Raw genomic sequence first — 24,663 nt, forward strand, 5'->3', positions numbered from 1 at the left:
CGGCTTGCGCAGGGCTCAGGGGTCGACCGAGTCGCCCACGTTGCTGTCGTAACGGGGTTGCCATACCCCGGCCTCGACCATGCATTCGGAGAAGAAAGTGGTATGTGACGAGCCCACCCATGTCTGGGCGCTGCCGCTGTTTCCGCCGCCCATGGCGCCAACGCCAGCCTTGCTCTGGCACCGTTGCGATGCCGAGACGTAGCGGGGGTCTTTCTGGCTTACGGTAGGTACGAAGCCGCTGATATCACCATAGGGCGACCTGCCATGCGGATGATGTTCGCGCACGTTGAAGTGGTGCGAGCGGGCCTGTGCGCCCGCGGCCCCGACGGTGCCGAGGCACAGGCAGGCCAGCAGGATACGGATGCGCGGGAGCATGGGGCGGTTCCTCTTGTGGTTTCGGTCTGCCTGGAGAATGGAGGCCCTTTTATCAGTCTGTCATGGCGGGTGCCATGCATCCCGTTTCAGACAGGGCTGCGCCATCATGGGTGCTGGCATGCGGCAGGCCATCGGGGCGGGGCAGGGATCTGGCCTCGATCTGGAGTTCCTGCTCGATGAAATCAAGCTCCTGGTTGATGCTCAGTTCGGTCTCGTCATTAATGAGTTTCTGCACCACCCGCATGTGCAGGCGTTCGCGCATGTGGCGGATGAGGCGGAACCGCAGCGCAAGCTCGGTCCGCTTTTCGCGGATGGCGGTGGCGCGGATGCTGGCCTCCGCCGCGCGTGAATTGTCCAGCCTGCGCAGTGTATCCTGATATTCGTGCAGCAGGCGGCCAATGGCTTCCTGCTTGAGGTCCACGCTTTCCGAGCCCTCGGGCATGGTGTCGAGTTCCTGCTGCGCCAGAATGGCCTGCTCGGCATGCAGGGCCTCGATGGCGGTCTGCGCCAGTTCGATGCGCATCATGTCCAGTTCGTGCAGGCTGGGGTCGTCCTCATCGGTGCTCATGCCGTGCAGCAGCGGGGGAATGGCCAGGCTCGCCAGCACCAGCGAGCAGATGATTACGCCCGCCGCCAGCGTTACCAGCAGGTCGCGGCCCGGAAAGCCCGGCCCCGCCAGCGTTGCCACCGGCAGCGACAGCACGGCCGCCAGCGTAATGGCCCCGCGCGTGCCCGCCACGGTCATGAGCAGCACGTTGCGCGCGGACGGAATGACCGTGTTGCGGTGGCGCAGATGGGCGAACAGCCGCCGGGCGGAAATGGAAATCCAGATCCACGCAAAGCGGATCAGGCTCATCATGAGCTGGATGCCGACGATGGCCAGAATCAGGAACCACGGCGAAATGCCGCCCGCCCGCGCAATGGCGGCGCCCCCGGTCACCAGATCGGGCAGCTGCAGCCCCAGCAGCAGAAAGATCACGGCATTGAACGTGAAGTTCACCATGTCCCACACCGTGGTGGCCTTGAGGCGGGTTTCGGTGCGGGCCTCGTTCATCACGCCGGTGAACTTGACCGTCATGCCGCCCGCCACGGCGGCGAGAATGCCCGAGCACTGCACCGCATCGGCCAGCAGGTAGATGCCAAAGGGCAGCATCATGGCCAGGGTGATGTGGGTGGGCGGGTCGTCATAGCCGCGCACCAGCAGCATGTGCTCCGCCCGGCACGCGGCCCACGCCACGACAATGCCGATCACGATGCCGCCCGCCGCCATGAAGATGAAGCTGCCCAGCGCCTGCTGGAACGAGAACAGCCCCGTCATGGCCGCCGCCACCGCGAACTTGAAGCATACCAGCCCCGAGGCATCGTTGAGCAGCGCCTCGCCATGCAGGATGTGCACCACGCGCGCGGGCGCGCGACCGCCCTCGATCATGCTGCCCACCGAGACCGCATCGGTGGGGGACATGACGGCGGCGAGCGCGAAGGCCGCGGGCAGCATGATGGGCGGAATGAGCCAGTGGATGAAGTAGCCGCAGGCCAGCGTGGTGAACACCACCAGGCCGAGCGCCATCATGACGATGATGTTGCGCAGTTCGCCAAACTCGCGCATCGGCATGCGGTAGGCATCGGCATAGAGCAGCGGCGGAATGAACAGCAGCAGGAACATGTCGGGGTCGAAGCCGATATTCAGCCCCGCCAGCGCCGCGATGGCCCCCACCGCGATCTGGATCAGTGGCAGAGGCACGGGAATGCGCCCCACGCGCGAAATCAGGCTGCTGATCCCGGTAACGGTCAGTAATGCAAGGGTGATGAAAACGGCATGCATCTGGCGTGGTCTTTTTTATAGTTCTATTGCATTGCGGAAATACTTCATTTTTGCATGAATTAAAAATACAAAAGATGTTATTTTGAAGTTCCTGTTGTGTTATTTTCTTCTGCCAGCCATGCGTGGATCGAAGATTTCCTCACCCTTCATTGACCCCGCTCTCCCCACTTCCCATTATTGAAGCATGAAGGGCCGCAAGGCTGTATTGATGGTGTTCAGGGGGTACGGGCGTGGCGCATGGCCGGGCTGGCCCATTCCTGACGGAGGGATGATTTTTAAGTGAGCAAGGATCCATACGAAGTACTTGGCCTGACGCGCTCGGCCAGCCAGGATGATATCCGCAAGGCTTACCGCAAGCTGGCCAAGAAGTACCACCCCGACCTCAACCCCGGCGACAAGGTGGCCGAGGAACATTTCAAGGCCGTGGGCGCAGCCAACGCCCTGCTGTCCGATGAGGCGCAGCGCGCGCGCTACGACCGGGGCGAAATCGATGCGGCCGGGCAGGAAAAAGGCTTCGGCTTTGGCGGTGGTGGTGGCGGCTACCGTGACCATGCCGAAGGGCCGCAGGGCTTCCATTACGGTGGTGGCCAGTTCTCGGAAGATGACCTTGGCGACATCTTCGGTATGTTTGGCGGTGGTGGCGGTGGCTTCCGCCGCAGGCCGCAGGGGCCGATGAAGGGGGCGGACCGGCAGTACGCGCTGACCGTAAGCTTTCTTGATTCCGTCAATGGCGGCACCACGCGCATCACGCTGCCCGGTGGCGCCCAGACCGATGTGAAGATCCCCCCCGGCACGACCGACGGGCAGGTCATGCGCCTGCGCGGCAAGGGGGATCCGGGGCATCAGGGCGGGCCTGCGGGCGATGCGCTGATTACCATCACCGTGGCCCCCGACAGCACCTACACGCGTGATGGCAACGACATCCGCATGTCGCTGCCGGTGGACCTGAAAACGGCGGTGCTGGGCGGCAGCATCACCATCCCCACGCCTGCCGGGTCGGTGAAGATGAACGTGCCCGCCCATTCCGACAGTGGCAGCGTGCTGCGCCTGCGCGGGCGCGGGGTCAAGGCGCATGGCAAGACCGAGGCGGGCAACCTGTATGTCAAGCTGGTCGTGACACTGGGCAAGGTTGACCCGGCGCTGGAGGAATTCCTGCGCAATGGCACGGCGGATGAGAAGGCGGAGCCTGCGGAGGGCAAGAAAGCATGATTACGATCGAGACCCTGTGCCTGCGCATTGGCAATGTGCCCGAGCGCGACGTGCAGGCATGGATCGACAGTGACTGGCTGCGGCCCGAGGGCGCGCCGGGGCATTACCTGTTTCGTGAAATCGATGAGGCGCGGGCCCGGCTGATCGTCGAACTGCGCAATGATATGGGCATCAATGACGAAGGCATGCCGGTGGTGCTGTCTCTGCTCGACCAGCTTTATGCCGCCCGCCGCCAGATGCTGCGCCTGCGCGAGGCGATCAGCATCCCGCGCGAGAACGAACTGCGCAGCAGGCTGCGTGGCCTGCTCACCAGCGCGCAGGACTGACACGCCCCGACCCCGTAGCCGCATCCGGCCACGGGGGTTTTTCATGGTTCAGTCCGCGCGGCTGAGCGGCAGGTCCAGCTTCTGGCCCGGCTTGGCGCCCTGCATCTGCAGGTCGGCGGCATTGGGCGAGGTCAGGCGGAAGACGGTGCGCGGGTCATCATTGACCGAGCGCAGCGAGGTGTCATCCTGCACCTTCAGCTCGATGGTGCGGCCGGTCAGCCCCGTGATCTTGCCCAGCGAATCCGGCAGTTTCAGGTAAAGCCGCGCCGCAGGCCCCAGCGCCTTGTTGGCGGTGATGGTGACGGGCTGGAGGCCAAGCGCCGTCCACTCGCCCGTATAGGCGCCGGGGCCATAGGGGGGGGTGGGGTCGGGCTGGTCGGCGCGCGCCACGCCAGCACCCGCGATCATGCCGGTCAGGCCCAGGGCTGCGATCGCCATGTGGAGGGGTTTCATCATCGGGTAATCCTGCATGTTCATTGACCGTTCACAATGCAGGCGGGGCGCGGGCAGGGCAAGCCGCAAGCCCCGTGTAGCCGCCCTGCGGTCCACGCCAATCCATATATTTTGAATATGGAAATAGCCTTGAATATATATTGGACGTACTGACCAGCCTGCCGCACCATCATCGTGCCATCTACACATGATCGGGAAGCAGGCCGTGCCACGCTGTGCCGCCGCCCCGTTGCAGGAGACCCAGGTCTTGAAGCTGAAATGCTACTCGGTAGGCGATATCGATACCCGCTCCAGCGCCGCTGACGCGACGGGCGTGCGTCCGCGCATGAACCGCCTGTACCAGACCTCCACCATGGCCGCGCTGCTCGATGCCGTCTATGATGGGGAAACCACGCTTGACGAACTGCTGCTGCACGGCAATTTCGGCCTTGGCACGTTCAACGCGCTCGATGGCGAGATGATCGTCAATGACAGTGTCATCCATCAGTTCCGCGCCGACGGTCAGGCCGGTCGCGTGCCGGGCGACCTCAAGACCCCGTTCGCCTGCGTCACCTTCTTCAACCCGGAGAAGGAGTACATGATCGACACCGCGCAGGACAAGGAAGGCTTCGAGGCGATTGTCGACCGTCTGGTCAACAACCCCAACCTGTTCGCCGCCGTGCGCTTTACCGGCCTGTTCGAGCGTGTCGAGACCCGCACCGTGTTCTGCCAGTGCCACCCGTACCCGCCCATGCTCGAGGTGGTCAGCCGCCAGCCGACCATGCAGCTTGGCGCCGCCACCGGCACCATGCTCGGCTTCCGCACGCCGGGCTACATGCAGGGCGTGAACGTGGCGGGCTATCACCTCCACTTCCTGACGGAAGACGGGCGCCGTGGCGGCCACCTGACCGATTACGCCGTGCTCAAGGGCAGGCTCGAGGTGGGCATCATCTCCGATGTCGAGATCCAGCTGCCCCGTACCGAGCAGTTCGCGAAGGCCAACCTTTCACCCGAGAACATTCACGAGGCCATTCGCGTGGCCGAGGGCGGTTGAGGGGTTAACCCTCCCGCTCCTTCCCTGCCCGGCAGCCCAGGCTGCGGCACATAATCTTTCAGGATAGCTGAAACAATGACTGACAGGACCAAATCGGCCGCGCCTGAGTGCGGGGCGGACATGATCGTGCGCAACCTCGTGGCGCACGGCACGACCCACGTATTCGGCATTCCCGGCGCCAAGGTGGACCGCCTGTTCGACGCGCTGGTCGACAGCCCGATCGAGACGGTGGTGACCCGCCATGAGCAGAATGCCGCCTTCATTGCCGGTGGCATTGGCCGCCTGACCGGCAAGGCGGGCGTTGCCATCGCAACATCCGGCCCTGGCGCCTCGAACTTCGTGACCGGTCTCGCCACCGCCAACTCCGAAGGTGACCCGGTGCTGGCCATTGGTGGCGCGGTGAAGCTGGCCGACCGCCTGAAGCTGACCCACCAGAGCATGGACACGGTGGCCCTGTTTCAGCCCATTACCAAATACAGCGCGGAAATCACGTCGCCTGCCGCCGTATCCGAATCCATCGCCAATGCGCTGCGCTTTGCCGAGAGCGGTCGCCCCGGCGCCGCCTTTGTCAGCACGCCGATGGATATCCTGTCCATGCCGGCGGAAGGCAAGGTGCTGGCCGGGCGCGAACTGCCCAGGAATGGTGCGGCTCCGGTCGAGGCCATCAACGAGGCGCTGGGCCTGATCCGCAAGGCGCAGCGCCCGGTCATCCTGCTCGGCCTGCTGGCCAGCCGCCCTGACGTGTCTGATGCGGTGCGGGCGCTGGTGGCGACCACGGGCGTGCCGGTCATTGGCACCTACCAGGCCGCCGGTGCGGTATCGCAGGAACTGTCCGACCGCTTTGGCGGCCGCGTGGGCCTGTTCCGCAACCAGCCGGGCGACCAGCTGCTGCATGAGGCCGATCTCGTAATTTCGGTTGGCTATAACCCGATTGAATATGATCCGTGGTTGTGGAATGTCGATAACGGCCGCAAGATCGTGCATGTCGATGTGGTCGCCGCCGAGCTCGACACGCATTACGACCCGGCGGTGGAACTGGTGGGCGATATCGCGGCCTCCATCCGCGCGCTGGCGGCGCAGGCGGGCAAGCTTGCGCGCGCGCCGCAGCTTGAAGAGATCCTGAGCCAGTATCACGCCACCCGCCTTGCCGCCCTGTCGGGGGCGCGCAGCACCTCGAACACCGCCGTTCACCCGCTGCAGATCGTGCGTGAACTCGAGCAGTTCGTAACGCCTGACGTGACGATGTGCCTCGACATGGGCACCTTCCACATCTGGCTGGCGCGTTACCTCCTGTCCTTCCGCGCGCGCCAGATGCTGATCAGCAACGGCCAGCAGACCATGGGCGTGGGTCTGCCGTGGGGCATTGCCGCAAGCCTGGTCAACCCGGGGCAGAAGGTCATCTCGATCTCGGGCGATGGCGGGTTCATGATGTCGTGCATGGAACTGGAAACGGCGGTGCGGCTGAAGTGCAACCTCATCCACATGGTCTGGGTTGATCAGGCCTACAACATGGTCGAGATGCAGGAGAAGAAGAAATACGGTCGCGGCTCGGGCGTGGATTTCGGGCCGATCGACTTCGCCATGTTCGCCCGCTCGTGTGGCGCGCACGGCATTGCCGTCCATTCCGCCGATGGCGTGGCGGGCGCCCTGCGCGAGGCCATGGATATTGAAGGCCCGGTCGTGATTTCGGTGCCGGTCGACTACTCGCAGAACCATCTGCTCATGAAGCCACTGGCAACACTGGGCGAGACCTCGGCTGCGGCGTAAAACCTGGCCCGGCGTATTTGAAAACCGGCCCGCCACGCCCTGACCGGCGGGCGGGCCGTTCTGTTTGGGCATGCGACCTCAGCATTTTATGCGCACGTCGTCCGATGCGGAACATGCCAGACTATGCAACATCATTTTACGAATGCCCCCAGGCCGGTACTGGCGCAGGAGCATGCGGGAATGACACCGAAGGACAATAAAATGCTGAAAGCGGCACAGGACATGGCATCCACATCGGGCGCGCAACTGGTTACGGAACTCCAGCAGATCGTGGGCAACAACCATGTGCTGACCGAGGACGGGGCAACCCTGCCCTACCGGCGCGGGTTCCGTTTTGGCGAGGGGCGTGCCCTTGCGGTCGTCATGCCTGGCTCGCTGGTGGAGCAGTGGCGCGTGCTGCAGGCCTGCGTGAAGGCGGGCGTGATCGTAATCATGCAGGCGGCCAATACCGGGCTGACCGGCGGCTCCACGCCCGATGGCAACGCCTATGACCGTGATGTCGTGATCGTGCACAGCATGCGCATGCGCACGATCCACCTGATTGGCGGCGGCAGGCAGGTGGTGTGCCTGCCGGGCGCCACGCTCGATCAGCTCGAGACCATGCTCAGGCCCATCGGGCGGGAGCCGCATTCGGTCATTGGCTCCTCGTGCATCGGCGCTTCGGTGTTTGGCGGCGTCAGCAACAATTCGGGCGGCGCGCTGGTGCGGCGTGGTCCGGCCTATACCGACATGGCGCTGTTTGCCCAGGTCTCGGCGCAGGGCGAGCTGCAGCTCGTCAACCACCTTGGCATCGAGCTTGGCGCCGACCCCGAGGAAATTCTCAAACGTGCGGAGGAAGGCAACTTCCCCGATGCCAGCATCAACTGGCAGGCCGGTCGCGGGCATGACGATGGGTACGCCACCCATGTGCGCGACGTGAACGCCGATACCCCCGCACGCTACAACGCCGACCTCCAGCGCCTGCACGAAGGCTCAGGCTGCGCGGGCAAGCTCGGCCTGTTTGCCGTGCGTCTTGATACATTCGAGGCGGAAAAGGACCCGGTCGTCTTCTACATGGGCACCAACCAGACCGATGTGCTCGAGGATGTGCGCCGCCATATCCTGTCGGAATTCAAGGAACTGCCGATCGCAGGCGAATACCTGCACCGCGATGCGTTCAACATTGCCGAGAAATACGGCAAGGACACCTTCGTCATCATCCGCATGATCGGCACCAGCCGCCTGCCCGCCATGTTCGCCATGAAAAATGCGTTCGACCGCATCGCGGACAAAATCGGGTTCCTGCCCAGGCATTTCAGTGACCGGTTCATGCAGTTCATGAGCCATTTCTTTCCGCAGCATCTGCCCGCGCGCATGCGTGACTACCGTGACCGCTTCGAGCATCACCTCATGCTCAAGGTCAGCGCCTCGGGCGCGCAGGAGGCGCGTGACTTCCTGAAAAGCCATTTTGCCACGCATGAGGGCGAATTCTTCGAATGCACGCCCGATGAAGGGGCCAAGGCTTTCCTGCACCGCTTTGCCGCCGCAGGGGCCGCCGTGCGGTACCGCAATGTCCACACCGACACGACCGAGAATATCGTAGCCCTCGACGTGGCGCTGCGCCGTAACGACCGTGAGTGGTTTGAGGTGCTGCCCAGGGACATCGAGGACGAGATCATCGTCAAGCTGTATTACGGCCATTTCCTGTGCCACGTGATGCATCAGGATTACGTGGTGCGTAAGGGTTATGACTGCGTGGCGCTCGAGCACCGCATGCTGCCGGGCCTGGACAAGCGCGGCGCGCGCTATCCGGCGGAGCATAATTTCGGTCATCTCTATCAGGCACCCGAGGACGTGCTGGCCCATTACCGCCAGCTTGACCCGTGCAACTGTTTCAATCCCGGCATTGGTCAGGCAACCAAGCGCCGGAACTGGGTTGCCGAAAGCGTAGGGTAAGGCGCGCATAGCCTTACCGTGCTTTTGGCATGATGGTCCGGCTGCGGGCCATTCATGTGGATCTTCCCCCCGATGGGGGAGGGGCGCGGCCCGCCGCGCCCGCCACGCAAGGGAAGGAAAGTCGTCATAATGACATATACAGTTGGCCATTACCTTGGTGAACGCCTGGCGCAGATCGGGCTCAGGGATCATTTCGCGGTGGCGGGTGACTACAACCTTGTCCTGCTCGACCAGCTTCTTGAAATCGAGGGCCTGCGCCAGGTCTATTGCTGCAATGAACTGAACTGTGGCTTCAGCGCCGAGGGCTATGCCCGCGCCAACGGGGCGGGCGCTGCGGTTGTCACCTTCAGCGTGGGCGCGCTTTCGGCACTCAACGCCATTGGGGGGGCCTATGCCGAGAACCTGCCGGTCATCCTGATTTCGGGCGCGCCCAATTCAAACGATCATGGCAGCGGGCATATCCTGCACCACACCACCGGCACGCCGGATTATGGCTACCAGCTTGAAATTGCCAAGCGTCTGACCTGTGCGGCGGTGTCCATCACCGCGGCCGAGCACGCGCCGGTGCAGATCGACCATGCCATCCGCACGGCGCTGCGCGAGAAGAAGCCCGCCTATATCGAGATTGCGTGCAACGTTGCCTCCCAGCCCTGTTCGCGCCCCGGCCCGGTCAGCGCCATCGTGGCCGATGTGCCCTCCGACCCGGCCACGCTGAAAGTGGCGGTTGATGCACTGGCCCGCTTCCTTGATGCGCGCAAGAAACCCATCATCCTGGTCGGCAGCCGCCTGCGGGCCGCAGGCTGCGAAGAGGCGGCCATCCGCCTGGCCGATGCGCTGGGCTGCGCCGTGGTGAGCATGGCGGCGGCCAAGAGCTTCTTCCCCGAGGATCACCCGGCCTATGCCGGCACCTACTGGGGCGATGTGAGTAGCCCTGGCGCGCAGCAGATCTTTGACTGGGCGGATGGCGTGCTGTGCCTGACACCGGTGTTCAATGATTACTCCACCGTTGGCTGGACCGCGTGGCCTAAGGGCGACAACGTGGCGCTGATGGAGGCGCGGCATATCGAGGCGGCTGGCACCACCTATGATGGCGTGCACCTGCGCGACGTGATCGAGGCGCTGATTGCCCGCATCAAGGGTCAGCCCAAAAAGGATGCGACGCTGGTTGAATACAACCGCATCAAGGCTCCCGTGGCCCCGGTCGCGCCTGCCGCCCCCGATGCCCCGCTGGTGCGCGCCGAGATGGCACGCCAGATCCAGGCGCTGCTGACATCGAACACCTCGGTCATCGCCGAGACGGGCGATTCGTGGTTTAACGCCATGCAGATGAAGCTGCCGCGTGGCGCGCGCGTGGAACTGGAGATGCAGTGGGGCCATATCGGCTGGTCCGTGCCCGCCACCTTCGGTTACGCCGTGGCCGAGCCGGAGCGGCGGATCATCGCCATGATCGGCGATGGCTCCTTCCAGCTGACCGCGCAGGAAGTGGCCCAGATGGTGCGGCTCAGGCTGCCGGTCATCATCTTCCTGGTCAATAACCGGGGTTACACCATCGAAGTCCAGATTCATGACGGTCCGTACAACAACGTCAAGAACTGGGATTATGCCGGGCTGATGAAGGTGTTCAACGCCGAGGACGGCCACGGCCTGGGCTTCCGTGCCACCACGGGCGCGGAGATGGAAAAGGCGATTGCCGCAGCCCTTGCCAACAAAGAAGGCCCGACCCTGATCGAATGTCAGATCGATCGTGATGACTGCACGAGCGACCTGATCTCATGGGGGCGGCGCGTTGCGTCCGCCAACGCCCGGCCGCCTTCCGCGCGCTGAAGCGCCAGAGCTTTTATGGCATGAAAGCGGGGGTGCCTTCGGGCACCCCCTTGCTGTATGGGGCAGCCCTCAACCACAAAGGATGGCTGACATGACCGGACAGACCGGCCCGCGCGTGGGCTGCGGCGCCGCCATTATGGATGGGAGAGGGCGCATTCTGCTGCTCAGGCGCCTGCGCCAGCCGCAGGCGGGGTGCTGGGGCCTGCCCGGTGGCAAGGTGGAGGCGTTTGAGACGACCTGCCAGGCCATGGCGCGTGAAATTGAGGAGGAAGTGGGCCTGAGCGTAAAGGCCCCTGAGTTCCTGTGCCTGGTGGAGGAACGCGACACCACGGCAGGGTATTTCTGGGTTTCCCCGGTATATCTGGTCACGTCATGGCGCGGCACGCCGCGGCTTATGGAGCCAGACAGGCATGAGGGGCCGCGCTGGTTTGCGCTCGACGCCCTGCCGGAAGAACTGACAACCCCCACCCGCCATGCGGTGGAGGAACTGGCACGCAGGGCAACCCTGAATTGTAAAAAATGACAAAGTTTGATTTTTGTCGTGGTTGCCGTGGGCGATTCGGTCTCAGATAAGGCGAAGGGTCAGGACGGGTCGGCTGGCGTATCGAGGGTGCGGGCATAATCGAGCAGCGCGCGGCGGTGACGGGCATGGATCATCCGGGTGGTCAGGGACCGGGTCGGGGTTTCATCCGGGATTAACGGAAGGCCACCGGCTGCGATGGATGAAGCTGCGGCAGACGGGGCGATCGTATCAACTGCAGGGGTCATTGCTGTTTTTCCGTTGTGTGCCAAGGACAGGACATGCTCCGGTGAGTCGGGTTGTTAACCGAACGACACATTACCTAATGTTCATACATGTCAGAATTGAGGCATAAAAGACATACTGGACCGAAAAGCTCGCTTTATCGTTCACATTTAATTTATCATATGAAACTCAGAAATAGGACGCTGTTCCTCCGGAATCTTTCCGTGCGGTAATCTGAGCGCTTTATCGACCAGCATGAATTAAAAAATTATCTAAATTTGTCCTCTGGCTGGAAAAATACGGATGGTTCGCCCCGCCTTCAGCCGAGATGACGCAGGAACTGCCCGTTTTTCCATGCGTGGCACAGGGCGAACGTGCGTCCGGCCCAGTCCCGGCCCAGACTTTGCACCTGTTGTGTCTGGGCATGGGTGCCCGTCCATGCCAGGAGCTGGATGCGGCGCTGGATGACGAGGGCTGGCAGTATATCAAGGTCAGCCTGCGTCAGCTTGCCCGTTGCGCCATACCCCGCCAGCCAGTGGTCAACCCAGCGCGGAGCCTGCGGGTGGTCTTCATAAAAACTCAGTGCCGCCGCCAGATCGTGCATGAACCAGCTTATGCCGCAGTCATCAAAATCGATCAGGCGGGTGTGCGTGCCACTGACCAGCAGGTTGGCCAGACGCAGGTCGGCATGGATCAGCCCGAATTGTTCCGGCCCGGTGCCATAATCCGCCAGTTGCGCCGCAACCGTGCGCAGGCAGCCTGCAATCAGGTCGCGGGCGGGGGCGGTCATGCCCGGGGCGTCGGGCCACCGGCCCCACAGGGCATCGGGGCCGGTCATGGTGGCGGGGGTCCAGACCTTGCGGGTGAAGCCGGGCGGGCGCTGCCAGTGGCGGCTGTGGGCATGCAGGCGGGCGGTTACGCGGCCCAGCCGGGCGAAGGCGGCGGGGTCGATATCGGTGGTGGGTTCGGTGCCCTCCATCCAGCCAAACAGCACGGCGTGGCGGGGTATGCCATCGGCGCCGGAAAGGGTGCGGATGCGCCCGCCATCAAGACCGGGCCGGGGCTGGGGCACGTCCAGCCCGGTTTCGTGCAATGCATCGAGCCAGGCCAGTTCGCTGCCAATTTCAGCGGCGGTATGATAGCCGGGCCGGTGCAGGCGCAGCACATGGCGCGGGCCGGATGGCGTATCGATGCGAAAGACGACGTTTTCTGAAATGGAAAGCAGGCTGGCGCGCGCGTCACGCAGTGGGTACTGGGCCAGCGCTGCGTGGGCCAGCCGGTAAAGGAAGGCGGGATCGGTCATGATCCCTCTCCCATACCGCCTGGGCGCGTATTGATGAAGGGTGCGTCAGAGGATGCAGTTGAACTGCAGGCCCATCACCGCCGCATCATGATAGGTGGTGGTGCCGCCGGGGCGGTTGATATACTGGAAATCCGGCTGGAAGCTCATGCCGCGCGCGGTATGGATGTTGTAGAAGACTTCGTACACATCCTCATGCGTCTGGATGCCCCAGGCCTTGCCCCACTGGTTGTTCAGGTAAGGCGTGCCTGCCAGCACCGAGGATTCCTGCTGCAGCACCGAGGCGCGGCTCATCTCGAAATAATGGAACATCGCACCCACCGTATCGAGCGGGCGGCCCCATGCGGCGCCTGTTTCCACCATGCCGGCCCAGGCATGGTATTTCATGGCCGAGACCTTGCCTGACGTATACATGATGCCTGAAAGCGCGATCAGGCCGTTGGTCGGCCCCTTGCCGTTGCGGATGAACATCTGGTCGGCCTGGAACCAGGCCGTGCTGACACCGGACTGCTTGCGGAAGGGCTTGCCCGTCAGCACGGCGGAGTTGCCGTTGATGTCGGAATACAGGTCGTTGTACTGCGAGTTGTCATAGCCGTAACCCGCCTTGTAGTGACCGGCGAGGTGGTGTTTGCCGAATTCGGGCAGCCAGCCGAATTCCACCGGGGTGGAGAACTTGCCCAGCCCGCTCTGCGCCCAGGCCCAGCCCGAGATGCCACCGTTATAGGAATGTGGCGAGACGGCAAACATCGAGGCCATGATGTAGGTATCGACCGTGGGCATGACGCGCATCACCACGCCAAGGTTGCCCGAAGGCCAGTCGCGGCCGCCCGGCACGTATTTGCCCGGCGCGGGATTACCGCAGATCGACACGTTCATGAAGTCACAGAACAGGGGGGATGCGGCGAAGAAGCTGCCCACCGGAATCCAGCCCGCGCTGATGTCGAGCCGGTTATGGAACAGTGACTGTTCGGCATACATGTACACAAGGTGGGCGACCACGTTACCACGCGCACCGTAGATCTGCTGCACGCCTGCAAGCGAATCGTGGATGTAGTCCGTGCTGGCGTTCCGGCCATGACCGTTCACGATCATGGTGTGGGTCCAGAAATTCTTGGGCGCGCCTGCCAGCTTGTGCCAGTCGATATCGATTTCCACGCCAACCTGGCCGGCATCGGTCACGCCCTGCTTGGCGCCGCCACGGAAGTTGCCTGCCAGTTCCTCATGCACGTCGGCCTCGATGTGCACGCCGTGCTTCTGCAGGAAGGGCTGAAGCCCTGCCCAGTCACCAAAAAAGTGCTGGTTGCCATAGGGCGCGCTGTAAAACAGCCCCGGATCCTGCACCGTCACATTACGGCGCGAGTTGATGTTGAGGCTGGGCTGCGCGCCGATAACGCCCTGGCCTTCCCCCGGAAGGGCCTGTGCCTGTGCGCCTTCGCCACAGGTGAAAAAGGCAAGAAGAAACAGGGGGAACAGCGCAAAAGAGCGGATAAATCTTCGGGTCATTCGCATATCGGTAGCATATTTCATGCCGAATATAAACCTTGGCAGGGGAATTGTATAAAAACTAATATTTTGCAAAATAATGGTAAAGATATTTTTTATGTTATATCAATAGATTTATGTAAAATCTTACTATTCCTGAAGGTGTTTTTTTGTGCAATGCACAAATACATCAGAATTTTGTGTTTGTTCTCACATATTACTCATTTGCCCTGTCCAGGCGCATGATGCCGTACTCCGTTGACGCAACCCCGTGAGAATGGTGAACATGGCCCCATGTCACGCCTTGATATGAAAAAACCTTTCCTGCCCGTTCGCATCGCCGTGCTCACGGTATCTGACACCCGCACGCCGGATACGGACAGGTCGGGCGATATACTGGCCGCGCGCATCGCCACGGCGGGCCATGAAGTCGCTGCCCGCGCCATCGTGCCTGATGATGCGGGGCAGCTTGTGGCCGCGCTGTCGGGCTGGATTGCCGACCCGCAGGTCGATGTGGTCATTTCCACCGGGGGCACGGGCGTGACCGGGCGTGACGTCACGCCAGAGGCCTTCGACCGGGTGATCGAGAAGCGCATCGAAGGGTTTGGCGAGCTGTTCCGCATGCTGTCGTATCAGAAGATCGGCACCTCCACCATCCAGTCGCGCGCGCTCGCAGGCGTTGCGGGGGGCACCTATCTGTTTGCCCTGCCCGGATCGACCGGCGCGGTGAAGGACGGGTGGGATGATATTCTGGTCTGGCAGCTTGATAGCCGTCATGTGCCCTGCAATTTTGTTGAACTCATGCCCCGTCTGCGTGAACATCTGCCGCCCGCCCATCATGACTGATGCGCGAAACGCGGGGAAAAGGATAAAGGTTTCCGGGTGCCCCCTTTATTCAAAAAGGCGGCGCCGGGCTGAAGCAGGCTGAGGAGAACAGGCATGACAGGCACGAAAAAGCTGCTGTTGCTGGCGGGCGACTATGTCGAGGATTACGAGATCATGGTGCCCTACCAGGCCCTGACCATGCTCGGCTACGCGGTTGATACGGTCTGCCCTGGCAAAAAAAAGGGCGACTACGTGCTGACCGCCATCCATGATTTCGAGGGCGCGCAGACTTATAGCGAGAAGCCGGGCCACCGCTTCGTGCTCAATGCCGATTTTGAGGCGATCAATCACGCGGATTACGCGGGCCTGATCCTGCCCGGTGGCCGCGCGCCGGAATATCTGCGACTCGACGGGCGGGTGATTGAACTCGTCCGCGCCTTTGCCGGTCGCCCGCTGGCCGCGATCTGCCATGCCGCCCTGCTTCTGGCGGCGGCCCGCGTCATTTCAGGCAGGCGTGTTTCCGCCTATCCCGCCTGCCGCCCCGATGTGGAACTGGCGGGTGGCGTTTATGCCGATATTGCCATTGATGCCGCGGTGACCGATGGCATGCTGGTTACGGCGCCCGCATGGCCCGCGCACCCGGCATGGCTGGCGCAGTTTGCTGCCGTGCTGGGTGCGAAGGTGACACTCGCGTAAAAGCGGATAAAAGTTTCTGGGTGCTGCCTTTTTTGGAAAAAAGCTTCACCAGAAACTTTGCACGGTATTCAGATACCCGCGCTGCTCATGGCCGGGCGGTTGAGAATGGACAGGAATTCCCGCCGGGTGTCGGAATTGGTGCGGAACGTGCCGAGCATGCGGCTGGTCACCATCGACACGCCAGGGCGGTGCACCCCGCGCGTGGTCATGCACTGGTGCGCCGCCTCGATCACCACGCCCACGCCGTAGGGCTGCAGTTCTTCATTGATCGTGTTGGCGATTTGCGCGGTCAGGCGTTCCTGGATCTGGAAGCGCCGCGCATAGGCATCGACCACGCGGGCCAGCTTGGAAATGCCCACGACCCGCTTGCGCGGCAGGTAGGCCACATGCGCCACGCCAATGATGGGCACCATGTGGTGCTCGCAGTGGCTCTCCACGCGGATATCGCGCAGCAGCACCATCTCGTCATAGTCATCCACCTCGGAGAAGGTGCGGCGCAGCATGTCCACCGGGTCTTCGGCATAGCCCGCGAAGAACTCGCCATAGGATTTGATGACGCGGGCAGGCGTGTCGCGCAGGCCTTCGCGGTCGGGGTCTTCGCCCGCCCAGCGCAGCAGGGTGCGTACGGCTTCTTCTGCTTCCGTGCGGGTGGGGTGGGAATCGATGGGGGTCATGCTGTGGGTTCTTGTTGCAGGGGCCGCCCGGCAGGGACAGGCCACGGAGGAAAAACTTAATGCAGGATGGTCGGATGGTGCGGGCTGTCGAGGCTGAAGACCGGAATGCTGATATCGAAGTGCTCCCGGCTGCCCGGGCGGACCATGTGGTACTGCCCGCCCATGAAGCCGGTTGGCGTTTCAAGGGCGGCGCCCGACATGTATTCAAAACTGGCGGCGGCGTCGATCAGGGGCTGCTCGCCCACCACGCCTTCGCCTTCCACCCGTTCGATCCGGCCCTGTCCGTCCACGATGCGCCAGCTGCGGCGCAGGAGCTGCACCGCCGTGTCGCCGTGGTTCTCGATCCGCACCCGGTAAGCCCACACGTAGCGGTGCTCATCGGGTTCGGACTGGTCATCGAGCCAGAAGGTCTGGACCACCACGCGCACCCTGTCGGTCGTCGCCTCGAAACACGGCGTGTTCTCCAGTGTCTCGCCCAATGCTGTGTCAGCGCCTTCCCCGCCGGGGGGAAGGAAAGGCCTGTTCTTGCTCATGGTGGCGACGCTCCTGCTGCTACCGGTTGGCCAGCGCCGCGAGGCCGCGCTTGAGGTCATCGATCAGGTCATCGGCATCTTCCAGCCCGACCGAGAAGCGGATCGCGCCATCGGTAATGCCAAGGCGGGCGCGCTCTTCAGGGGCCAGCTTCATGTGGGTGGTCGTCGCCGGATGCGTGACCAGCGAACGGGCATCGCCAAGGTTGTTCGAGATCGAGATCAGCCGCAGCGCGTTCATGAAGGCAAATGCTCCAGCCTTGCCGCCCTCGACCTCAAACGCTACCAGCGTGGAACCCGCCGACATCTGCGTTTTTGCCAGTTCGTATTGCGGGTGGTCCTTGCGGCCGGGATAGAACACGCGGGCAATGCCGGGTGCTCCGGCCAGGAAGTCGGCCACTTTCGCCGCATTCTGCGTCATGGCGTTTACGCGCAGGGCCAGGGTCTCGATGCTTTTGAGCATGACCCAGGCATTAAACGGCGAGAGGCTGTTGCCGGTATTGCGCTGGAAGGGGCGCAGCACCTCGTTGATCCATTTTTCCGTGCCCAGCACGGCGCCGCCAAGCACGCGGCCCTGGCCATCAATGTGCTTGGTGCATGAATACACCACCACGTCAGCCCCGAGTTCGAGCGGTTTCTGGTACAGCGGGGTGGCGAACACGTTATCGACCACCACGGTCGCCCCGGCCTTGTGCGCAAGATCGCAGATCATGCGGATGTCGAGCACGTCGAGCATCGGGTTCGACGGGCTTTCAAGCAGGACGGCGCGGGTGGGCTTGCCCAGCGCTTCTTTCCACGCGGCCATGTCGCCGCCATCGACGAACACTGTCTCCACGCCGTAGCGCGGCAGCAGTTCGGAGACGATCCAGTGGCACGAGCCGAACAGTGCGCGCGAGGCCACCACGCGATCACCCGCGCGCACCTGCGCCAGCAGCGCGGAGGAGACGGCCCCCATGCCTGTGGAAGTCAGCGCACAGGCTTCAGCGCCTTCAAGGTCGCACAGGCGGCGCTCGAGACTGGCCACCGTGGGGTTGCCAAAGCGGGTGTACTGGTAGTGCGAAACATCGCCGGTAAAAGTGCCTTCGGCCTGCTCGGCGCTGTCATAGACAAAGCCGGAGGTCAGGAACATCGCCTCGCTGGTCTCGCCATAGGGCGTGCGCTCGAGGCCTGCATTAATCAGGCGCGTGGCGGGGCGGAAGGACTTGGGGTCGGGCTGGTCAGTCATGGTGGGTGGCAGTTCCTGCAAACAGGGTGGTGTGAAAGCAGGCCAGCGCCGGTTGATGCCCGGCAGTCTGGCCCGAAGGCGGCGCACGACCGTGGAAACCATGATGCCCGCGCCCTGTCACCGGCGGGATCAGGCCTCTTTAGCGCGTATGTTTTACCTCGCCGCAAGCCGGCCGTATCAAATCACGAGGGCCCGGGCGCAACCTTGCACGGGCATGCATGCTTATTGCGGATCAGGGCCGGGTGCGTCAACTGCTGGCCTGCCCCGTAAAGGGGTGATTGCATCTGCCATGCTTGTGCAGTATAGAGGGCGGGCCTGCGGGTGTAGTTCAATGGTAGAACGGCAGCTTCCCAAGCTGCATACGAGGGTTCGATTCCCTTCACCCGCTCCAGCTTCCCCAAAAATCGTTATCCTGATTGTGGTCATGATGGTCCAGCCAGGCACGTGCCGCTGGCCTGTCAGGTCGCCTTGGTGGCTGCTTGAAAAGCAGGATCAATAATATCCTGAAACGATAAAAGTTTTTGGTAAAGCTGCTCTCAAAAAGCTTCAGAAGGCAGCACCCAAAGACTTTTCTGATTTCTAAAAATTTCTTGTATATTTAGAGCGCGCTGCGAATGGCTTGAATCATAGGATTCCCAAAGGGCGTCTGATGTGATTCAAGATGAAGACTGGCGAAGGAGGCCAGCCTTCATGCCGAAAGCCTACTCGCAGGATTTACGAGACCGTGTAATTGATGCGGTGGAGAAAGACGGCATGAGTTGCCGGGCAGCGGCGCGGCGCTTCGGCGTGAGTGATGCTTCAGCGATCAAATGGGTGCAGCGCGCAAGACGCGTCGGGGATCGGTGCTGCGCCGGCACGGGCGGGCATCGTCCCTCGAAAACCAGACCTGAACGGGCCTGGCTGCTGGCCCTCATTGATGCCGAACCTGATATCACCCTTGCGGCGCTGTCGATCCGACTGCGCGAGGAACGTGGCGTTCAGGCCGACACGGGCATGCTCTCACGCTTTTTCCAATCCGAAGGGATCAGCTTCAAAAAAAAGCGTGCTGCCCTGCGAGCAGGACCGGCCTGACGTCGCGCGCAAGCGCAGGTTCTGGAAGCGCTATCAGGCCAACATAGATCCCACCCGTCTGGTCTTTATCGACGAAACCTGGGCCAAGACCAACATGACGCGCACGCACGGCCGGTGCCGCAAAGGTGAGAGACTGAAAGCCAGGGTCCCTCATAGCCACTGGAAGACACTGACATTTCTGGCTGCCTTGCGTCATGACCGGATCACCGCACCCGGCGTTCTCGACGGACCGATCAACGGGCGCAGTTTTTTGGCCTATGTCGAGCAGTTTCTGGTTCCAACACTCAAGCCGGGCGATATCGTCGTGCTCGACAATCTCGGCAGTCACAAGGGCGATGCGGTTCGCAAGGCCATTCGGGCTGTCGGGGCGAGGATGATCTTCCTGCCGCCCTACAGTCCCGATCTCAATCCGATCGAACAGGCCTTCGCCAAACTCAAGACTTTGCTGCGAAAAGCCGCGGAGCGATCCGTTGAGACAACATGGAAACGCATCGGCGCACTCATCAAATGCTTCTCTCCACAGGAATGCGCCAATTATCTCAAGAACTCTGGATATGCATCAATCTAATCACAGAATTCTCTAAATAAAAACTGGACAATTAAAGTATAATTATAAAATTCGAGATGCTTTTTGTATTAATACAGGGAGGGGAAATCCTATTCCCGGTATATAAAAAAGCCCCACAGGTTCATATGATGACCCATGCTGAGTAAAATAAAATATTATGTGTCAGCAATGATTTTAAAGAATAAAAGTTTTTGGGCACTGCCTTTTTGGAAAAAAGCTTTATCAAAAACTTTTGGGGTTTGCTGCCGTTTCAGCGGGCCGGGGCGGGTTCGGCAGTAGCCTGCGTGTCGGTATAGGTGCTGCCGTTCCATATCCAGCGATCCGTGCCATCCACCAGCAGGTCGTGCATGTCCTCATGCATCTCGGGCGCAATGGTGATCGGACCGCTGACGGAATCCAGAATCTGTATCCATTTACGGCCGTCGGGCAGGTAAACGGAGGTGGAGCACCCCGCCGAGCCACACAGGCTGGCTGATTGCAACTGCACGAACAGCGCCGTGCGTGGCGGATCATCTGACAGGCGGCCTGAGCCGGTCAGCAGCACCGGGCGTTCATTCTGGGTGGCTGCGTCATGCAGGTCGGGCGAGACCAGCAGCCGGGCCTGCCGGTCGAGTTCGGTGCCCGGATGCTGCGCCAGAATCACCGGGCCACCTTCCGCCCATCCAGCACTCACGCCCGGCAGCCCCATGATCACGACAGGGAGCACGATGGCACGCAGCAGGCGACGGATACACGGCATGAAGGGCACACTCCCGCAACGATGAAGCTATTGCGAACCCAATGCGCATCAGCCCCCAGGGTTCCATGCCGTATTCCTGCATAAGGCCATCAGGGGGTGACTTCAAAATAACAGCTTCACCGAATTCGAACTGGCCTTTCAGCCAGTTTTCAATCCCATGAATTGTATTTTGATAAATATAAAAATGGTAAAGGCTTTTGGGTGCCGCCTGTTTTCAATAAAAGCGGCATTCCCTGAAGCGTTTTAAAACGAGCTTCATGCAAAATATACTTCAGCTCCGCCCGTGGCGGCGGGTGCTGGCGGCCGGTTCTGCCGCTGTCGTGGGCCAGCTCGCCTCAATGCGGTCGCTCAGCTGGTTCAGCAGGCCCTCGGTCACCTTGGCAATGTTGTCATTGCTGCCAGTCGCCCCGCTGCCCAGAATGATGGTGCGGTTGCGCTGGATGGGCTGGCGCGAATCCTGCGGAATGATGGCCCAGTCCGCATTCAGCGCGGAGGAACCATCGCGGCTCACATCAAGGCGGCTGATATTGAGCTGCAGCCGCCAGGTGGGGCGGTCAGGCTGGGGCTGGTCGGTCACGAACAGGTTCGGCCATTTCTGCGCAAGGCGCGCCGTTATCAGGTCGGTCGCCCCCACGGAAAGACGGCTGGCCCAGCGGCCCAGCCCGCTGCGCTCGATCTCGTGGCCATTGCGCACCATGATGTCCTGGCTGTCCAGATAGTCAGGCAGGCGGGCGCGCTCGACCTCAATGACTGGCGTGCTGTCAGTAATGGGGGTGGTGGAGGTGGCTTCCGCCCCCGTGGCGATGGCAGGCGCGCCCAGCGTGTAAAAGCGCACGGGTGCCGAGGAACAGGCCGACAGCACCATGGCTGACAGCAGCAGGCCACCCCCCGCCCGCAGGGCCGGATACAGGCGCGAAAGGGAGAGAGCGGGCTGGCGCGTTTTCATTGATTGCGTCCCATCAGCAGAAGTTGCGGATTACTTTCGACTTCATTGGCGAATCCGCGCAGCCCGTAGCCTGCTTCCATAATATCACGCATCATATCGTCCAGATTGAGCCTGTCGCGCGATTGCGGGTCGAGCAGGGCGCGCAGGCTGGCAAGGGTTTCACGCGATTGCGCCATGGTTTGCCTTGTGTTGGCAATGAGCGCCAGCAGTTCGGCACGGCGGCCCTCGAACTGGTGGGTGTTGGTGGCAATCAGCCTGTCCAGCTTGTTTATGGTCACGTTGGCCCGGTTTTGTGCATCAATCACGGCGGCGCGGATCTGGCGCACCGCCACGTCACTGTGCGCCGATGTGTCATGAATACTGGTCATCATGCCCGGCATGGTGTCGTTCATGTCGATTGCGAGCCTGTGCACGCTGGCAAGGGCGGCGGCCAGGTCGTGGCGCAGCCCCTGCATGGAGGTGGAAACCATCATGGCTTCAAGCTGCTGCAGCGCGGTCTGGCCCATCGGTATTTCGGGCAGGTCGGTCATCAGGTCGGGGTGCAGGCGCGCCGGCGTGCCGGGGTCGAGGTCGAGGTCCAGTTCGGTCTGGCCCGTGACCAGGCTGTGCAGCATCATGTCCGCCCGCAGCCCGTTGGCCACGAGTTGCGGCAGCGGCGGCAGGTCGCCCCGTCCCGGCGCATGGGCCGGGTCGAACAGGATATAGACCGGCATGTAGGTGTGGTGATCGACCGGGTCCACCTTGACCGTAATCCGCTCGACAGCGCCCACCGGCACCCCGCGGAAATTGACCGGTGAGCCGATATCAAGCCCGTTCGTGGGGCTTTCAAACACCACTACGGCCTCGCTGCTGCGACCGGGCAGGGGCAGGTTGCCCTTGACCGCCAGCACGCCAAGCCCCACGGCCGCCACCCCGAGCACGACCGCGCCGATCAGTGTCTGCCTGCCGGGCATCGGCATTACCCGTTTCCATGGGTGCCGGAACTGTCCAGCTGTTCACGGTGCATGAAGGCATGCACCGTGGGGTCGGTGCAGTGGTCGCGCAGCCAGGTGGGCGAGCCATGGGCGATGGCGGTTTTCTGGTCGGCATCCAGAAAGATGCCATCATCAGCGATATGGAACAGGCTGGACAGCTCGTGGCTGACGATGATGATCGTGGCGCCGAGCCCGTCGCGCAGGTTCAGGATCAGCTCATCGAGCCTTGCCGAGGTAATGGGGTCGAGCCCGGCCGAAGGTTCGTCGAAGAACAGGATATCGGGGTCGAGCGACATGGCGCGCGCCAGCCCCGCGCGCTTGCGCATGCCGCCGCTGAGCTCGGACGGATACTGGTCAATGGCGTGCAGCATGCCCACAAGCCCCAGCTTGAGCTCGACAAGCTGGCGGATGACATGCGGTTCAAGCTTGGTGAACATCTGCATGGGCAGCGCCACGTTCTCGCCCACGGTCATCGAACTCCACAGCGCCCCGCTCTGGAACAGCACGCCAAAGCGCCGCCCGATCTTGACCCGGCTTTCATCATCACCGGACCAGTAATCATCCTTCTGCACCATGTAGGTGCCGTGCGTGGGGCGCAGCAGGCCGATCATGCTCTTGAGCAGCGTGCTCTTGCCGCAGCCCGAACCGCCCATCACGGCGAAGATGCTGCCGCGCCGGACCTGAAACGAGACATCATGCTGGATCACGCGCGAGCCGAAGGCCAGTGTCACGTCATTCACGTCGATCATGACGGGGCGGTCATCGGTGGAGGGCATCTGGTTATTCATGGTGATCAGATCCCGATAACATTGGCAATAACCGCGAACACCGCATCAAGCGCGATCACGCCCACAATGCCCACCACCACGGCCTTGGTGGCCGCGATGCCCACATCGGCGGCACTCCGCCCGGCCTTGAGGCCGATGCGGCAGCTTGTCAGCCCGATGAAGGTGCCGAACACGAGGCTCTTGATGAAGCCGAAGGTGAACTGGTCAAGCGGCAGAGCATGCAGGGTTTCATGAAAGTAACCCAGCGGCGAGACGTCGAGCATGATGTAGGAGACGAAGAACCCGCCGAGCATGCCGATCAGGCAGCCATAGAGGTAAAGCAGCGGCATGGTGAAGGCCAGCGCCAGCACCGAGGGCAGGATCAGGTAGCTCGAAACCGGAATGCCGAACACCTGCAGCGCGTCGATTTCCTCATTGGCCTGCATGGTGGAGATGCGCGCGGCATAGGCGCCACCGGTGCGGCCCGCCATGATGATGGCCGTCATCACCGCTGACATTTCGCGCACCATGGCAATGGCCACGAGGCTTGCCACATAGATGTCGGCCGCGAATTTGTGCAGTTCCACCGACCCCACAAAGGCCAGGATCGCGCCGACAAGGAAGTTGACCACGCCCACGATCAGCAGCGCCGCAGGCCCCGCCGCACTCAGGTCGGACATGAGATCGACGGTGCGCATCATGCCGCGCCCCACCACGGCGGCAAACCCGCCCTTGGCGGCGGCGGCCCCCATTTCGCTCACGCAGCCGACCTCGTTCAGCGTATCGAGCGTGAACTGGCCCACGGCGGTGACGGGCTGGAATTTATGTGGCGGCGGTGGCGCGGGTGTGGGCGGGATTTCGGGCAGCAGGTCGAGCAGCTTGCGCGCGGATTCCGGCAGGGTGTCGATGCGCAGCTGCACGTTGTCTTCGCGGGCGGTGCGCTTGAGCTCCCACAGGAAGCTGATCAGCGAGGTATCCCATTTGCCAAGCTGGTCGGTGCTGAATTCAACCGGTTCGCCGTGTGGCACATCCCTGAACCCGGATTCCGGAAAGTCGGGAAGATGGCCCTGCTGTGCAATCCAGTCCCCGGATAATGTGACAAGGGTCCGGTTCGCCTCGGGCTGCAGATGCCATTGCGGCGCACCATTGACGGACGTTTTCACCAGCCTCTCCAACCTCAGTGCCGCAACCTCGCCCACCCGGTTGCGGGGCGGCATGCACAAAACGATCCCCGTTCTCGTCATCCGCCTGCTTGCTGGCAGGCAGGTGGCGGGTCTCTCACGGTGTTCTGTTTTCAATACCAGATGACCCGCCCGGCACAAGCCCCGCTGCCGTGAAGGCTCCGCGATGGCAGCGCATGGCTTTGGCGCGCCTGTG

Annotated in this window: 24 protein-coding genes, 1 tRNA gene and 1 riboswitch; of the genes, 11 read left to right on the top strand and 14 right to left on the bottom strand. The window is 62.4% G+C overall.

Going from position 1 to position 24,663, the window contains the following annotated elements:
* Positions 1-15: 15 nt before the first annotated feature.
* Positions 16-375, bottom strand: a complete 360-nt coding sequence (locus CDI09_RS02475) for a hypothetical protein (protein WP_078525045.1) — start codon at positions 373-375, stop codon at positions 16-18.
* Positions 376-427: 52 nt separating this feature from the next.
* On the bottom strand, positions 428-2,197 hold the full coding sequence (locus tag CDI09_RS02480) for a Na+/H+ antiporter (protein WP_078525043.1): 1,770 nt from the start codon (positions 2,195-2,197) through the stop codon (positions 428-430).
* 279 nt (positions 2,198-2,476) lie between these two features.
* Here CDI09_RS02480 and CDI09_RS02490 point away from each other — a divergent pair, with 279 nt between their 5' ends.
* Entirely contained in the window at positions 2,477-3,406 is a 930-nt protein-coding gene (locus CDI09_RS02490; RefSeq protein ID WP_078525041.1) for a DnaJ C-terminal domain-containing protein, read from the top strand.
* Positions 3,403-3,732, top strand: coding sequence for a chaperone modulator CbpM (locus CDI09_RS02495; protein WP_078525039.1), 330 nt, complete (start codon positions 3,403-3,405; stop codon positions 3,730-3,732). Before CDI09_RS02490 ends, CDI09_RS02495 begins: the two co-directional genes overlap by 4 nt.
* Positions 3,733-3,780: 48 nt before the next feature.
* Here the strand turns inward: CDI09_RS02495 and CDI09_RS02500 are convergent, their stop codons facing one another.
* Positions 3,781-4,188: a hypothetical protein gene (locus CDI09_RS02500; RefSeq protein ID WP_236944643.1), complete on the bottom strand. Its 408-nt coding sequence runs from the start codon at positions 4,186-4,188 to the stop codon at positions 3,781-3,783.
* 226 nt (positions 4,189-4,414) lie between these two features.
* Here CDI09_RS02500 and budA point away from each other — a divergent pair, with 226 nt between their 5' ends.
* The 5 genes from budA (at position 4,415) to CDI09_RS02525 (ending at position 11,267) form a co-directional block, all read left to right on the top strand.
* Complete coding sequence (budA, locus tag CDI09_RS02505; RefSeq protein WP_408884484.1) at positions 4,415-5,218, top strand: acetolactate decarboxylase; 804 nt, start codon at positions 4,415-4,417, stop codon at positions 5,216-5,218.
* A gap of 75 nt (positions 5,219-5,293) precedes the next feature.
* Positions 5,294-6,985, top strand: coding sequence for an acetolactate synthase AlsS (gene alsS / locus CDI09_RS02510; protein WP_078525037.1), 1,692 nt, complete (start codon positions 5,294-5,296; stop codon positions 6,983-6,985).
* 201 nt (positions 6,986-7,186) lie between these two features.
* Positions 7,187-8,920 (top strand): D-lactate dehydrogenase, encoded by a 1,734-nt coding sequence (dld, locus tag CDI09_RS02515; RefSeq protein WP_078527804.1) that lies wholly within the window; start codon positions 7,187-7,189, stop codon positions 8,918-8,920.
* Positions 8,921-9,049: 129 nt separating this feature from the next.
* Positions 9,050-10,744, top strand: coding sequence for an alpha-keto acid decarboxylase family protein (locus tag CDI09_RS02520; protein ID WP_078525035.1), 1,695 nt, complete (start codon positions 9,050-9,052; stop codon positions 10,742-10,744).
* Positions 10,745-10,835: 91 nt separating this feature from the next.
* Positions 10,836-11,267 carry an NUDIX domain-containing protein gene (locus tag CDI09_RS02525; protein WP_078525033.1) on the top strand — a complete coding sequence of 144 codons (432 nt, stop codon included), beginning with the start codon at positions 10,836-10,838 and terminating at the stop codon, positions 11,265-11,267.
* A gap of 59 nt (positions 11,268-11,326) precedes the next feature.
* Here the strand turns inward: CDI09_RS02525 and CDI09_RS02530 are convergent, their stop codons facing one another.
* The 3 genes from CDI09_RS02530 to CDI09_RS02540 all read right to left on the bottom strand — a co-directional run bounded on the left by CDI09_RS02530 (position 11,327) and on the right by CDI09_RS02540 (position 14,316).
* Positions 11,327-11,512 (bottom strand): hypothetical protein, encoded by a 186-nt coding sequence (locus CDI09_RS02530; protein ID WP_078525031.1) that lies wholly within the window; start codon positions 11,510-11,512, stop codon positions 11,327-11,329.
* A 296-nt stretch (positions 11,513-11,808) separates the two neighbouring features.
* The gene (locus CDI09_RS02535; RefSeq protein ID WP_078525029.1) at positions 11,809-12,792 is read right to left on the bottom strand and encodes a phosphotransferase enzyme family protein; all 984 of its coding nucleotides are present in this window, start codon (positions 12,790-12,792) and stop codon (positions 11,809-11,811) included.
* Positions 12,793-12,837: 45 nt separating this feature from the next.
* Complete coding sequence (locus CDI09_RS02540; RefSeq protein WP_078525027.1) at positions 12,838-14,316, bottom strand: carbohydrate porin; 1,479 nt, start codon at positions 14,314-14,316, stop codon at positions 12,838-12,840.
* A gap of 249 nt (positions 14,317-14,565) precedes the next feature.
* On the opposite strand from CDI09_RS02540, the gene moaB reads away from it, so the two are divergent.
* Entirely contained in the window at positions 14,566-15,117 is a 552-nt protein-coding gene (gene moaB, locus CDI09_RS02545; RefSeq protein WP_078527802.1) for a molybdenum cofactor biosynthesis protein B, read from the top strand.
* Between the two features lie 93 nt (positions 15,118-15,210).
* A complete protein-coding gene (locus CDI09_RS02550) occupies positions 15,211-15,792 on the top strand; it encodes a DJ-1/PfpI family protein (protein ID WP_078525025.1) in 582 nt (193 codons plus the stop codon).
* Between the two features lie 68 nt (positions 15,793-15,860).
* Here the strand turns inward: CDI09_RS02550 and folE are convergent, their stop codons facing one another.
* The 3 genes from folE to metZ form a co-directional block, all read right to left on the bottom strand.
* The gene (folE, locus tag CDI09_RS02555; protein WP_078525023.1) at positions 15,861-16,466 is read right to left on the bottom strand and encodes a GTP cyclohydrolase I FolE; all 606 of its coding nucleotides are present in this window, start codon (positions 16,464-16,466) and stop codon (positions 15,861-15,863) included.
* A 56-nt stretch (positions 16,467-16,522) separates the two neighbouring features.
* On the bottom strand, positions 16,523-16,933 hold the full coding sequence (apaG, locus tag CDI09_RS02560) for a Co2+/Mg2+ efflux protein ApaG (RefSeq protein ID WP_078527800.1): 411 nt from the start codon (positions 16,931-16,933) through the stop codon (positions 16,523-16,525).
* An 85-nt stretch (positions 16,934-17,018) separates the two neighbouring features.
* Positions 17,019-18,221, bottom strand: coding sequence for an O-succinylhomoserine sulfhydrylase (gene metZ, locus CDI09_RS02565; RefSeq protein WP_078527798.1), 1,203 nt, complete (start codon positions 18,219-18,221; stop codon positions 17,019-17,021).
* Positions 18,222-18,339: 118 nt separating this feature from the next.
* Positions 18,340-18,420: riboswitch (SAM riboswitch) on the bottom strand.
* Between the two features lie 118 nt (positions 18,421-18,538).
* Between metZ and CDI09_RS02570 the strand changes: the two genes are divergently transcribed.
* A tRNA-Gly gene (locus CDI09_RS02570) sits at positions 18,539-18,612 on the top strand.
* 299 nt (positions 18,613-18,911) lie between these two features.
* A protein-coding gene (locus CDI09_RS02575; protein WP_110571172.1) for an IS630 family transposase occupies positions 18,912-19,860 on the top strand; the annotation gives its coding sequence in 2 pieces (ribosomal slippage) (positions 18,912-19,274 and positions 19,276-19,860; 948 coding nt in all).
* Positions 19,861-20,110: 250 nt separating this feature from the next.
* Here the strand turns inward: CDI09_RS02575 and CDI09_RS02580 are convergent.
* The 5 genes from CDI09_RS02580 to CDI09_RS02600 all read right to left on the bottom strand — a co-directional run bounded on the left by CDI09_RS02580 (position 20,111) and on the right by CDI09_RS02600 (position 24,503).
* Complete coding sequence (locus CDI09_RS02580; RefSeq protein WP_236944641.1) at positions 20,111-20,599, bottom strand: hypothetical protein; 489 nt, start codon at positions 20,597-20,599, stop codon at positions 20,111-20,113.
* Between the two features lie 271 nt (positions 20,600-20,870).
* Entirely contained in the window at positions 20,871-21,545 is a 675-nt protein-coding gene (locus tag CDI09_RS02585; RefSeq protein ID WP_078525021.1) for a PqiC family protein, read from the bottom strand.
* Positions 21,542-22,504 carry an MlaD family protein gene (locus CDI09_RS02590; RefSeq protein WP_078525019.1) on the bottom strand — a complete coding sequence of 321 codons (963 nt, stop codon included), beginning with the start codon at positions 22,502-22,504 and terminating at the stop codon, positions 21,542-21,544. Before CDI09_RS02590 ends, CDI09_RS02585 begins: the two co-directional genes overlap by 4 nt.
* Positions 22,504-23,307 carry an ABC transporter ATP-binding protein gene (locus tag CDI09_RS02595; RefSeq protein WP_078525018.1) on the bottom strand — a complete coding sequence of 268 codons (804 nt, stop codon included), beginning with the start codon at positions 23,305-23,307 and terminating at the stop codon, positions 22,504-22,506. The genes CDI09_RS02590 and CDI09_RS02595 overlap by 1 nt, the downstream gene beginning before the upstream one ends.
* A 5-nt stretch (positions 23,308-23,312) precedes the next feature.
* The gene (locus CDI09_RS02600) at positions 23,313-24,503 is read right to left on the bottom strand and encodes an ABC transporter permease (RefSeq protein ID WP_408884483.1); all 1,191 of its coding nucleotides are present in this window, start codon (positions 24,501-24,503) and stop codon (positions 23,313-23,315) included.
* Positions 24,504-24,663 lie beyond the last annotated feature (160 nt).

Origin of the sequence: Komagataeibacter nataicola, from assembly GCF_003207795.1 — a bacterium.
Lineage (GTDB): Bacteria > Pseudomonadota > Alphaproteobacteria > Acetobacterales > Acetobacteraceae > Komagataeibacter > Komagataeibacter nataicola.